This window comes from Pontibacter sp. JAM-7, assembly GCF_048548695.2.
In the GTDB taxonomy this organism is placed as follows: domain Bacteria; phylum Pseudomonadota; class Gammaproteobacteria; order Pseudomonadales; family Balneatricaceae; genus Neptuniibacter.
In genome coordinates this window covers 1-11,526 of sequence record NZ_JBLYIF020000011.1, presented here as the reverse complement: position 1 = coordinate 11,526, position 11,526 = coordinate 1, and the positions used below count along the sequence as shown (strand labels likewise).

At 49.2% G+C, this 11,526-nt stretch carries 11 protein-coding genes and 1 tRNA gene; 3 read left to right on the top strand and 9 right to left on the bottom strand.

Features of this window, described 5'->3' with window-relative positions:
* Window positions 1-4: 4 nt before the first annotated feature.
* From ACFVYJ_RS13080 to ACFVYJ_RS13065, 4 genes are all read right to left on the bottom strand, one after another.
* Window positions 5-1,438, bottom strand: coding sequence for an aspartate kinase (locus ACFVYJ_RS13080; protein WP_419415894.1), 1,434 nt, complete (start codon window positions 1,436-1,438; stop codon window positions 5-7).
* Between the two features lie 166 nt (window positions 1,439-1,604).
* Window positions 1,605-2,870 carry an inorganic phosphate transporter gene (locus tag ACFVYJ_RS13075; protein WP_419415893.1) on the bottom strand — a complete coding sequence of 422 codons (1,266 nt, stop codon included), beginning with the start codon at window positions 2,868-2,870 and terminating at the stop codon, window positions 1,605-1,607.
* Window positions 2,871-2,888: 18 nt separating this feature from the next.
* Window positions 2,889-3,572: a TIGR00153 family protein gene (locus ACFVYJ_RS13070; protein WP_419415892.1), complete on the bottom strand. Its 684-nt coding sequence runs from the start codon at window positions 3,570-3,572 to the stop codon at window positions 2,889-2,891.
* Between the two features lie 217 nt (window positions 3,573-3,789).
* Window positions 3,790-4,656 carry an alpha/beta hydrolase gene (locus ACFVYJ_RS13065; protein WP_419415891.1) on the bottom strand — a complete coding sequence of 289 codons (867 nt, stop codon included), beginning with the start codon at window positions 4,654-4,656 and terminating at the stop codon, window positions 3,790-3,792.
* Window positions 4,657-4,955: 299 nt separating this feature from the next.
* Here ACFVYJ_RS13065 and hisC point away from each other — a divergent pair, with 299 nt between their 5' ends.
* The gene (hisC, locus tag ACFVYJ_RS13060) at window positions 4,956-6,023 is read left to right on the top strand and encodes a histidinol-phosphate transaminase (RefSeq protein ID WP_419415890.1); all 1,068 of its coding nucleotides are present in this window, start codon (window positions 4,956-4,958) and stop codon (window positions 6,021-6,023) included.
* Between the two features lie 51 nt (window positions 6,024-6,074).
* Here hisC and ACFVYJ_RS13055 read toward each other — a convergent pair whose 3' ends face one another.
* Together ACFVYJ_RS13055 and ACFVYJ_RS13050 are read right to left on the bottom strand one after the other, a co-directional pair.
* Window positions 6,075-6,275 carry a hypothetical protein gene (locus ACFVYJ_RS13055; protein ID WP_419415889.1) on the bottom strand — a complete coding sequence of 67 codons (201 nt, stop codon included), beginning with the start codon at window positions 6,273-6,275 and terminating at the stop codon, window positions 6,075-6,077.
* 201 nt (window positions 6,276-6,476) lie between these two features.
* The gene (locus ACFVYJ_RS13050) at window positions 6,477-7,625 is read right to left on the bottom strand and encodes a GGDEF domain-containing protein (RefSeq protein ID WP_419415888.1); all 1,149 of its coding nucleotides are present in this window, start codon (window positions 7,623-7,625) and stop codon (window positions 6,477-6,479) included.
* Between the two features lie 300 nt (window positions 7,626-7,925).
* Between ACFVYJ_RS13050 and ACFVYJ_RS13045 the strand changes: the two genes are divergently transcribed.
* Both ACFVYJ_RS13045 and ACFVYJ_RS13040 read left to right on the top strand, forming a co-directional pair.
* A complete protein-coding gene (locus tag ACFVYJ_RS13045) occupies window positions 7,926-8,342 on the top strand; it encodes a S24 family peptidase (RefSeq protein WP_419415887.1) in 417 nt (138 codons plus the stop codon).
* Window positions 8,342-9,604 carry a Y-family DNA polymerase gene (locus tag ACFVYJ_RS13040; protein ID WP_419415886.1) on the top strand — a complete coding sequence of 421 codons (1,263 nt, stop codon included), beginning with the start codon at window positions 8,342-8,344 and terminating at the stop codon, window positions 9,602-9,604. Before ACFVYJ_RS13045 ends, ACFVYJ_RS13040 begins: the two co-directional genes overlap by 1 nt.
* Window positions 9,605-9,729: 125 nt before the next feature.
* Here the strand turns inward: ACFVYJ_RS13040 and ACFVYJ_RS13035 are convergent.
* The 3 genes from ACFVYJ_RS13035 to ACFVYJ_RS13025 all read right to left on the bottom strand — a co-directional run.
* Window positions 9,730-9,817, bottom strand: a tRNA-Ser gene (locus tag ACFVYJ_RS13035).
* A gap of 239 nt (window positions 9,818-10,056) precedes the next feature.
* A complete protein-coding gene (gene ftsZ, locus ACFVYJ_RS13030; RefSeq protein WP_419415885.1) occupies window positions 10,057-11,268 on the bottom strand; it encodes a cell division protein FtsZ in 1,212 nt (403 codons plus the stop codon).
* Between the two features lie 69 nt (window positions 11,269-11,337).
* Window positions 11,338-11,526, bottom strand: a 189-nt coding sequence (locus ACFVYJ_RS13025; RefSeq protein ID WP_463255377.1) for a hypothetical protein, incomplete at its 5' end; no start/stop codon positions are given.

Here is an 11,526-nt window from a genome sequence, read left to right as displayed (position 1 = left end):
GGAATCAGGCGACGGAAGTAAATTCGCGGTTACCGTTCTCAATCAATGCCGCATGCAAAGCTATTACCGCTTTTTCATAGTCCTCTTCACTGACCACACACTGCATCTCGACCTGGCGAATGGACTGGTGCAGCGCCATCACATTGATATCTGCTTCAGCCAGAGCGGTTACGGTGCGTGCCAAAATACCCTTCACCTTCATATGCGAGCCAATTGCAGACACGATGGCCAGGTTATGCAGACGAATCTGCCCTTCAGGGTACATCTCTTCCATCAGCCGAGCCGCCCGGTTGACCATCTTGCGAGAACCAGCCACATAGTAGGTGATGCTGTTAGCGTCGGCGTCTTTGTTCACCACATAAAGTTTGAGGCGCGCCAGTAGCTTGGATATTTCAATGTCATACTTGGCATCGCCCAGCATCTCCTGGTCAAAAATCTCGATACCAAACACATCTTTACGACCCGCAATGATCTCCACGCGTGGCGTTATGCTGTGGTAGTCCGGTGTAATTGTGGTGCCTGCATGATCAGGCTCAAAGGCATTTTTAATACGCAATACAACCCCTTGACGCCGCAAACCTTTTGCCGCTTTCGGGTGTATCGCTTCCATACCCAGATTCGATAACTGGTCAGCCACATCATAGTTAGTGGCCCCGATGGTCACCACGTTATCAGCGCCCACCAACATTGGATCAGCCGAGCTAAGGTGATATTCCTTATGGATAATTGCTTCACTGGCACCGGTTACTGTAGCAATCATGCTGAAAGTCATTTCACTGTAACCGCGATCGAAGGATTTCATTAATCCTTCAGCACAATGGGTGTAGCCGGTGGCAATCACCATTTCACGGCTGACATCAACGTCCTCGAAGCTCTTAGTAATCATCTCTTCAAAGGGAATTGGTTGCTCCATATGCCAGCCCGTCAGGTCAACAAAGCGGGCATTAATGCCTGCCTTACGCAAAGCCAGCACCGAATTATAGCCACTGTGAGCTTCACCAATAGATGCCAGCATCTCCCGCACCTTCATAAGGTGCTCTTCCAATTGGAAGTGCCCATAGGTACACAGATGCTGCAGGCTTTTCATACATTCGCGCACATCATTCAGGCGTTGAATGATGAAGCTATCCGCCGCGTTGCGTTCAAACTCTGCATCGACAAACAGCTCAGCGTTGATCTCTTCCATCCGCACCTGAACGTTGTTCAGTTCTTCAATCCAGGCTTCTTCGCTTTCAGCATTCGCAAAACGTGCATATACCCCCGGCTCACCGGTTTTTTTATGCTCAAGAAGATAGTTGGTAATACCACCGTAAGCAGACACCACAAAAATGCGGTTATACAACGCCTCAGGGGTTGTCCGTTCGCCCACCAAAATGGTGTTCATCAACTCTTCGAAGCGGCTCATGGAGGTGCCGCCGATCTTCTCAACTGTATGCATCGCTATTCCGCAATAAAGCTTTTCAGCAAGGTGAAATTTTGGCTGGCAATTCTAGCGCAATGTGACGAATTTGTGAGCAAAAAATTACATCTTTGACCCACAAAATTGCAAAAAAAAGCCCCCGAATACAATGACTCCGGAGGCTTTTTATCTGTTCAAGCGGTTATCAAGTAAACATGCCTTTGAACATAAAGAAGAAGATAATCGCCAAACCAGCACCCGCTGGCAGGGTGACAATCCAGGAGATAAAGATAGTGCCGACAATACGCAGATTCAGGGCTGCCATACCACGCGCCATGCCAACACCCAATACCGCACCCACCAGTGTATGCGTAGTGGAGATCGGCAAGCCGGTACCTGAAGCAAACACTACGGTAGCAGCAGCGGCCAGAGTTGCCGCAAAACCTCGGCTTGGCGTTAACTCGGTAATATTGCTGCCGACTGTCGCGATGACCTTATGACCATACATAATCAGGCCCGCGACAATACCGGCACCCCCCAGTAACAGAATCCAAGGAGGCATCGCACTTTTCTGCAACACTTCACCACCGGCACTGACCACACCCACCACAGCGGCAATAGGTCCAACCGCATTGGCCACGTCATTGGAACCGTGGGCAAACGCCATGGCGCAAGCGGTAAACATCATCAAAATACCGAACAGTTTCTCCACGCTGGCATAGTGATAATCACGATCGGCTTCCGGGTCCGGGGTAATACGGCGTTGCATCTGGATACCAATCAGCATCACTACCACACCGATGGCAATCGATGCTAAAGCACTTTCTCCCCACGTCAGGTGCAGGCCGATATGTTTCAGGCCCTTAGTGAAAGTCACCATGGCAACGATGAAACCCACTAAGAACATATACATCGGAATATATTTCTTGGCGTTAGCAAAGGGGTTATCGGTATCCATTATCAGCCGCTGCACGCTTCTGAACAGGAAAAACCCCATCACCCCGGCCGTCACGGGAGAAACCACCCAACTGGCGACGATTTTACCAACCTTATCCCAGTGAACCGCATCGGCAGAGATCCCAACGGCGGCAAAACCGACAATCGCTCCGACAATCGAATGGGTGGTCGATACAGGCCAGCCAAAGTGCGTCGCTATCAGCAACCACAGGCCCGCTGCCAGCAGAGAGGCCATCATGCCGAAGACCAGCAGTTCAGGCGTACCTGCCAGTAGCTCCGGATCAATGATGCCTTTACGAATCGTTGCGGTAACCGCACCACCCGCCAGATAGGCACCGGCAAATTCAAATATAATGGCAATAATAATTGCTTGTTTCAGGGTCAGCGCTTTAGAGCCAACCGAAGTCCCCATCGCATTTGCAACATCATTGGCACCCACACCCCAGGCCATGAAGAAACCAAAAAGGCATGCCATAACAATAATGATGGAACCGTACTGAGCGATAATTTCCATTGTTTCTACCCCTTAATCTTATCGAGCCAGTAGCAGCTGCAAACGACTGCCTACCTGTTGTGCACGGTCGGCAAGGTCGCCGATTTGGCTGATGATCTGATAAAGGAACATCACATCGACCGGATGCAGGGTTTTCTCAATAGCAAACAAGCCGGAACGCACTTCACGTTCATACTGATCGGTTTCATGCTCCAACTTGTCCAATTCATCTAACAAACGCTCTACTGTGGTAATTTCATGGCCACTAAAACCACTGTTGATCAGTTCATCCAGCTCGTTCAGTGCAACCAGCGCTTGTTCAGATGTGCTCAGCGCCGCTCTGACAAACTGAGTCATACCCACTTGCAGAGATTCAGGCACCAGCATTTTTCGACCCAGCATTAACCCAGCAATATCTTTAGCACGGTTAGCAATTTTGTCCTGCATCCGTACGATATCCAGCAGGTCAGTACGCGGTACCGGCAGAAAAATACTCTTGGGCAGGTGCTGACGAATTTTTTTCTTCATCGCATCCGCCTGGCCTTCTAACTCGGCAATCTTTTGCTGAATCTGCTCTGCCTGAGCCCAGTCTTCTGCCATTACCGCTTCAAAGAAGGGCACCAGTTCTGCAGCACACTCCTGTGCTTTGTGAATATGATCCTGCATCGGCTTAAAGGGCGACTTAGCAAACATCTGCAGAAAGGGGTTATTGGTAGGAACCATAACGCTCACCTTGTAATAAAAAAACATAGCGGGTTTGAGTTGGGCGAATTATGACGGAATTGTTAAAGAAATTAACCCCGCAATTGGCAAAAACTACCAAGTAAGCTGTTTTTTGTACTCTATAAAGCTGACCTGAAAGGGTGATACCGCCCAATTGATCAACCCGGGAGATACTAAAAGATGAGATAAAGACGCTGTGTAAAATCCGGTCAACCGGCTAATGCTGGTTGTCTACAGTACGCCTCAAGAACCGGGTGATATCCTGATAGCTATGGTTGATAAAGCGCAAGGGGGCCGCCAGTCCGGCGAGAATGGACACATGGGATTCACCTTCATATATGCGCATATCCACTTGCCCCCCTGCCTTAGATAAGGCAGCGGCAAAATGCTCAGTATGAAATCGTTTAACCCGCTTATCGCCTGCACCGTGCAGTAACAACACCGGAGGTAAAGCCTGCTCAACTTGCAGTACTGGGTTTACCAGCTGCTCATTCATCCCCGCAAACACCGGTTTCACTTCAGGATCCTGCATCGGCAGATCATAGGGGCCAGCCAAACCAATCAAACCAACAACCTCGACCTCAGGCAAGCGGCGTCCAAGGTAGCGTGTATCGGTCATCAGCAAAGCCGCTGTATGAGCTCCAGAAGAGTGCCCCATCAGTATGATCTTTTGACCTGAAGTTGATAACAAATCAGGTTGGACCACGTTGACCCGCGCCAAAGCACTGACCACATCATCAATGAACGCGGGGAATTTTACTTCAGGAAATACCCGATATTCTGGAATCACAACAACGTAACCTAAATCGGTTAGCGCATGCGCAAGAAACTTATATTCAGCCTTACCACTGGTGCGCCAGGCGCCGCCGTGCACAAAGACAATCACCGGTTTTCCCGATACATCAGCTTGCGCTGGGCGATATATATCCACCTTCTGTCGTGAGTGTGGGCCATAGTTGAGAGTCGACAAGCGGTAACCGCTTTCCGGTAATACACTGTTCAAAATCGCGCTGGGTGAAGCACAGGCATAGAGTCCTGCCACCAGCACCACAGCAAGACCGGTGATGATCAATCCTTTGCTCAATTTCTTGCTCTCAACATTGTTCTGTGAATCGTTACGTCATAATCACAACAACAGATCAGCTCACCAACCTGTCAACCCGCAGGCTTGTGCCATGCAGGATAAACCATGAAGCTGATCACACCTTCCTTATGCAACCCGCCTGTCATCGCTGCATTGATCTCAAATTGCTCTGAAAGCCAGAGACGTTTTGGACTTATTCGCAGGTTCCTTAGTACTCCAGCCGTCTGTTATGATTAGCGGCTTGATATAGAACAGTCTGCCAGAGCCTTTTTCTGTTACAGCCCACCGGATAGAGATCAATGAGTAAATACTGGAGTGATGCCATTCGCAACCTGGTGCCCTATGTGCCCGGTGAGCAACCAAAACTTGGCGGAATCACCAAACTCAATACCAATGAGAACCCATTCCCGCCCTCTCCAGCGGTAAACCAGGTACTGCAGCAGTTTGATACCGACCGGTTACGTCTCTACCCTGACCCCGATTGCAGCAAACTAAAGCAAGCGCTGGCGGATTATTACAACCTGAATACCGCACAGGTATTTGTCGGCAATGGTTCTGATGAAGTACTGGCACATACCTTTATGGCGTTTTTCCGCCAGCCAAAACCACTGTTGATGCCAGAGTTCACTTATAGTTTTTATCAGGTGTACTGCAACCTGTATGACATTGACGCGCACTTAATACCTCTACAAGAAAAATTCGCTATCGATCTTGATGATTACTCCATTGAGAACGGCGGGATTATTTTTGCCAACCCCAACGCACCGACCAGCCGTGCGCTAAGCCTGGACAAGATCGAACAGCTACTACAAAGGAATACCGAGACGGTCGTTGTGGTGGACGAAGCCTATGTGGATTTTGGCGCTGAATCCGCGGTCAGCCTGATTAACCGTTACCCTAACCTGCTGGTCGTTCAGACCTTTTCAAAATCACGCTCTCTGGCCGGAATGCGCGTCGGTTATGCCATGGGTGATGCTGAACTGATCAACGGTCTGGAACGGGTTAAAAACAGCTTCAACTCCTACCCACTGGATATGCTGGCACTGGATACAGCCATTGCCGCTTTGCAGGACGAGAGCTATTTCACTGCGACCACCGCCGAAATCATTGCAACCCGAGAGTGGACCACCGCTGAACTGGCCAAGCTGGGCTTTGATTCATTGCCATCGAAAACCAACTTCCTGTTCACCTCACATGCAACCACTCCCGCCGCAGTGCTGATGAGCTACCTGCGCGAGGCAAATATTCTGGTGCGGTATTTTAATAAACCAGGCATTGATAATTACCTGCGTATCACTGTGGGAACCCGCCAGGAGATGGAACTGCTGATAGCAACCCTCCAGCAATGCCCCCGCTTACAAACATAAAAAAACGCTTCTGCAGAGCAGAAGCGCTTGTTACAGCATGCGTGTGCGGCATTACTTGCTGTGCAGCTGAATATTACCTTTAGTCATCGGGCCAATGTCAAATGAGCTGTGGTAACCCGGCCAGCGCACCACAAAACGGTCGATGCCATCTTTGCCTGGCTCACCGTTGTCACAGGCTTCAACACTAACGTCCACCGGACTGCCATTTAAATTACCTGTCGCAACCGGGTCGCCGTCATCCGTTACATCCACACCAACAGGCTCTAGGTCTGATCAAAACTTGCCAAGAAAGCGATCATATAACCACCGACAATACTGCCCGACAAGCTACCCAAAAACGTACTGTTATCCCGCAACCGCTTTACACAAATCAGATTAATCCTGCACACACCTACGCCCAAAAACCGTAACATAACAGGGTTTATCTCTCAGGGTGATTATGAGAACGCTGGCTTAGATGCAACTGGATACAATCCTGTTACGGCCCTGATCTTTAGCGGTGTAGAGGGTTTTATCCGCTGCCATCAACACGGTTTTGAGGTCTTTGTGCAGGTCTTTCATATACACCAGGCCGATGCTGATGGTGAGTTCACGCTGTTCTGGCATAAAACCAACAGAGACCTGACGTACTTCCTGCAGTAACCGGTCCCCAATCAGCCTGGCTTGCGATGGCGTGGTATCCGGCAACAAGATGACAAACTCCTCCCCGCCGATACGGCCTACGACATCACTGGCTCGCAATTGCTGGCGAAAGACACCCGCAATATTTTTCAGCGCCAGATCGCCTATTGCATGGCCATAGCTATCATTGACTGACTTAAAATGATCCACATCAATCATCATCAGCGCAACAGGCTCGCCCATAATACGGCGGCCCCAGTAGGCTTCAGCCAAAGCAAAGAAGTGACGCCGATTTGGCAGTTCCGTCAGCGTATCGCGCTCTGCACTACGCTTCAGTATTGTTTCATAGCGCACAAAAGAGAGCATCGGCAGCAACATGGCTGTCAGGGTGGTAAGAAAGATGTGACTCAGCATAATGTAAACCAGATTGCCCGGCATATCGGTAACCTTGCCTACCTGCCAATACTGCAGTAGCACCCAGACCTCCAGAGCCATAACGCAGGCATGAAGAAAAAATACCTGCTGCATAATAAAGCCAATAGCCGGCAGCATTTTCAGATGCTGTCTAATCAACACACCACAACTGATAAATATGCCAGAAATCGCCACAGCACTCAGAATGCCAGCACTATGCGATTGCTGATAGGTCATTGCCAACAACAACAGAAACACGCTTATACAAGCAACTGCCAGGTGTACTTGTTGTCGGGAAGGGGAGTAATCAATAAAGCGTAATAAGCCCAGCAATAAAACAACAGGGGCCAGGACCAGTAAAACATCTGCCAGAAAAATACTGAAAATAATAGGAACTTGATACGCGCGGCTGGCCGCCATCGCCCCACCCAGAACAAAAATCAGGCACGACGTTGCCCAGTACCCGAAGTAGGTATGATGTGGCTTGAGCTTGAACAGAAATAGCATGTAAACACATACCATAAAGTTCAGACCCAGTGTGATGGTGATCATTGTCGGCAGGTGCATCGGATTGCCTATGCCATTTCGCCCTTCAGAAAAAGACTTGCTTGATCCTACAAATCAACATGATAACCAAACTAGCAGAAGCTGAGAGAATAAACTATTCACCCGGGGTAGTATTAAGTCACCAAAAGCAAGATTTTTTAAACGCTCAATTTAAATCACACAGCTGTAATATCACGGATTCTCTTACTCTTGTTATCTCATTCAAACGCACATAGGCAAAAATAGAGCGCTGATTCCATATTATCGATTGAATCCAGGGCAAGCCCTCATATAATAAACTGTATATTTATACAGTAAATCATGGATATTATGTTGAAGTTCATTCCTATCAGCGCACAAGCGGGTATTACCGGATTTGAGTCCCCCGCTGCGGAATATAAACAACTCAGCCTGACACTCGATCAAATCCTGATTGATCACCCCGCCGCCACCTATTTAGGATTTGTCGAAGGTGATTCTATGACTGGAGTAGGCATCTTCCCGCATGACATATTAGTGGTTTCCCGCGCTGAGACAGTCAAGACCGGAGATATTATTGTCGCCACACTGAATGGGAATTTCGTCTGCAAAATCGCTGACATCAAAGCGAAAATACTGGCGTCATCAGCTCCGGGAGTAAGAGACTACCGCCTCAGTGAAGGTGATGAGTTTATTGTCGAAGGCGTGGTCACCCGCTCCATCCGCTTACACAGGCCATTACACCGGGCGCTTATCTAATGTATGCCCTGTGTGATGTGAATTCGATGTATGCCAGTTGCGAGAAAGTGTTTGATCCAACTATCCGCAACCGCCCCGTCATCGTGCTAACCAACAATGACGGCTGTATTTGTGCCGCCTGTCACATTGCCAAACAGATGGGAGTCGGCAAGAAATTTGTACCCTATTTCCAGGTAAAAGATGAGCTTGAAAAAGCCGGAGCCGTAATCCGTAGTTCTAACTACGAGCTATACGCCGATATGTCTCAGCGTTTCATGGATACCTGTACACCATTTGCCCCACACTCCCATATTTACAGTATTGATGAGTGTTTCCTATATTACGGAGTCAAGTATGTACCCGCCACAGGCTGGCATGAACACGCAAAGCGCATACGCAGAACAGTCTGGAAACACGTCCGCCTGCCCATTAGCGTAGGAATTGGCCCTACCCCCACGCTGGCGAAAGCTGCCAGTCATGCGGCCAAGCGTCTTGATGGCTTCCGCGGTGTCGCAGTGATTGATTCGCCACAGATCAGACAACAGATTCTTAGCCAAATGGCCGTCACGGATATCTGGGGCATCGGTCGCAAGCTAGGTCAACGCCTTAATGAACTTGGTATATACAGCGCATGGGATTTGTCATGCACGCCTACCGGACTCATCAAAAAACAGTTCAATACTCTTACGCAAAGCACCGTTGAAGAATTAAATGGCACCGTAAAACTGTCCTGGGATGATGTCAGAGCACCGAAAAAAGAGTTTTTTTCTACCCGCTCATTTGGCCAACGGGTCACAGACAAAAACCAACTCAGGCAGGCAGTCATCACCCATGTTGAAATCGCGGCCCGGAAACTCAGACAACAAAAAAGCCTCGCCAAACACCTGTTGGTATTTGCCAGCAACTCACCACATGACACAGACCTTTACTACCGCAGATCCCTGGTACATTCATTTCCGACCTACACCTCAGACTCAACTATTATCGCAACAGTGGCCAACCAGCTACTCAACCACATCTACAGTAGCGGCATAAACTTTTATAAATGTGGCGTAGGTTTATTAAATTTATGCCCAAAAGAACAACACCAGCTAGACCTGCTGATACCAAACCAAGACAAAGAGCAGCTAATGAGCTGTATAGACGCAATCAACAGCAAATACAGTAGAGATACCATTTTCCTTGCCGGACGCGGCATCCAGCAAACGTTTGCCATGCGAAGAGAGTTTCTCTCCCCAAGTTTCACCACCCGACTCAGTCAACTGCCGGTTATCCAGTGCTAACTATGGAGTCTGATAACAAAAAGCCGCGCCCTGCCATCAAACAAAGCACTTTCTGGACAGATAACTACTGACAAAAAGTCACAAAAAAGCCCCATCAATAGACGAGGCTTGAATGCTTAAATAAATGGCGGTCAGGGAGGGATTCGAACCCTCGATACCTTGCGGTATACACACTTTCCAGGCGTGCTCCTTCGGCCACTCGGACACCTGACCATACCATGTGCGCGGTGTTATAAGGCTTGGGAAAGCCAACTCACCAATGCGGCGCGAATTGTAACATACCACTTTGTAAGGGCAAGATTTTTCAATAAAAAAAGCCAAATTCAAACCGCCCCGAAACATCGGCAATGGGCACTAACACAAAAATCGTTCGATGCAGATTTTCAGACAAAAAAAAGCCCGGAAAAACCGGGCAAGATAATACCTGGAAGGTATTTAAAGTGTTGCTGTCATCAATCGGCCTGACGACGCAGAAATGCCGGAATATCCAGAAATTCCATGTCATCAGTTCCCGTGCGCTGAAGTAATGGTGGTTCAGCGTCCTGGGTTTTTTTCTCAATCAGCGGGTTATTTTTCTGCTCTTCAGTACGGCGCATGACCGCTGGCAGCTCCATCTGACTGAAGTCAGTAGCACGCGCAGGTTTCGCAGAGGCTGTCGCACGCGTAGTAGTGGTACCACCATTGACGGTTTTGAGTGCCTGCATTTCAGCACGCTCAAGACCTGTGGCCACCACGGTGACTGTAATGGCATCAGTGAGCTCCGGATCTATAACCGTACCCACCACGATAGTGGCGTTCTCGGAAGCGTACTCCTCAACAATACTACCCACTTCCGAGAACTCGCCCAGGCTGAGGTCGAGACCAGCGGTGATATTCACCAGAATACCACTCGCCCCCTTCAGGTCTACGTCCTCAAGCAAAGGGCTATTGATCGCAGCGCGAGTGGCTTCTTCAGCCCTATCTTCGCCGCGGCCACTACCGCTACCCATCATCGCCATGCCCATTTCAGACATAACGGTTCTTACATCGGCAAAGTCAACGTTGATCATACCCGGGCGGATAATCAGGTCAGCAATACCCTGTACCGCACCTTTAAGTACATCGTTTGCAGTGTTAAATGCATTCAGCAAGCTGGTGTTCTTGCCCAGAACCGGCAGCAATTTTTCGTTTGGAATGATGATCAGCGAATCAACATTTTCCTTCAGTTCTTTAATACCTTGCTCGGCGATAGATAACCGCTTGCGGCCTTCAAAACTGAAGGGTTTGGTCACCACTGCCACCGTCAGAATCCCCAATTCTTTCGCAACTTCTGCGACGATTGGGGCAGCGCCGGTACCCGTACCACCACCCATGCCAGCGGTGATAAATACCATATCAGCACCGTCCAGCATTTCAGCAATGCGTTCCCGGTCTTCCTGAGCTGCCTGGCGGCCAACATCAGGATTGGCACCCGCACCCAGCCCTTTGGTCAGCTCTCCGCCCAGCTGAATCACTGTGCGGGAGGACATATTATTCAGTGCCTGTGCATCTGTATTGGCGCAGATAAAATCCACACCTTCCAGTTCACAGCTCACCATGTGCTGGACAGCGTTACCGCCACCACCACCCACGCCGATCACTTTAATGACGGCGCTTTGAGGGATACTATCTACCAACTCAAACATACCGGTCTCCTTCCAGATAAACTGCGCTTTTATTGTTGATGCCAGCGCTTATTGGTTTTTCTTTCATATTTAAAAATTACTTTGAATCCAGTGTTTAACCCGATGCAGCATGTTGATGCGCAGCGGAATCTCTATTTCGTCTGTGCCGGATACTGGTTGCTGCTGTGCACCACGATCATGCTTGGCGTACTGTAACAATCCCAGGCCGGTGGCATAGATCGGGTTGCGTAGAATATCTTCCATGCCCCGTACACCATG

What these genes read in the sequence shown, in the direction of transcription:
- ACFVYJ_RS13080 (WP_419415894.1), bottom strand. Translation starts at nt 1,438, where the DNA reads ATGCATACAGTTGAGAAGATCGGCGGCACCTCCATGAGCCGCTTCGAA.
- ACFVYJ_RS13075 (WP_419415893.1), bottom strand. Translation starts at nt 2,870, where the DNA reads ATGGAAATTATCGCTCAGTACGGTTCCATCATTATTGTTATGGCATGC.
- ACFVYJ_RS13070 (WP_419415892.1), bottom strand. Translation starts at nt 3,572, where the DNA reads ATGGTTCCTACCAATAACCCCTTTCTGCAGATGTTTGCTAAGTCGCCC.
- hisC (WP_419415890.1), top strand. Translation starts at nt 4,956, where the DNA reads ATGAGTAAATACTGGAGTGATGCCATTCGCAACCTGGTGCCCTATGTG.
- ACFVYJ_RS13050 (WP_419415888.1), bottom strand. Translation starts at nt 7,625, where the DNA reads ATGCACCTGCCGACAATGATCACCATCACACTGGGTCTGAACTTTATG.
- ACFVYJ_RS13045 (WP_419415887.1), top strand. Translation starts at nt 7,926, where the DNA reads ATGGATATTATGTTGAAGTTCATTCCTATCAGCGCACAAGCGGGTATT.
- ACFVYJ_RS13040 (WP_419415886.1), top strand. Translation starts at nt 8,342, where the DNA reads ATGTATGCCCTGTGTGATGTGAATTCGATGTATGCCAGTTGCGAGAAA.
- ftsZ (WP_419415885.1), bottom strand. Translation starts at nt 11,268, where the DNA reads ATGTTTGAGTTGGTAGATAGTATCCCTCAAAGCGCCGTCATTAAAGTG.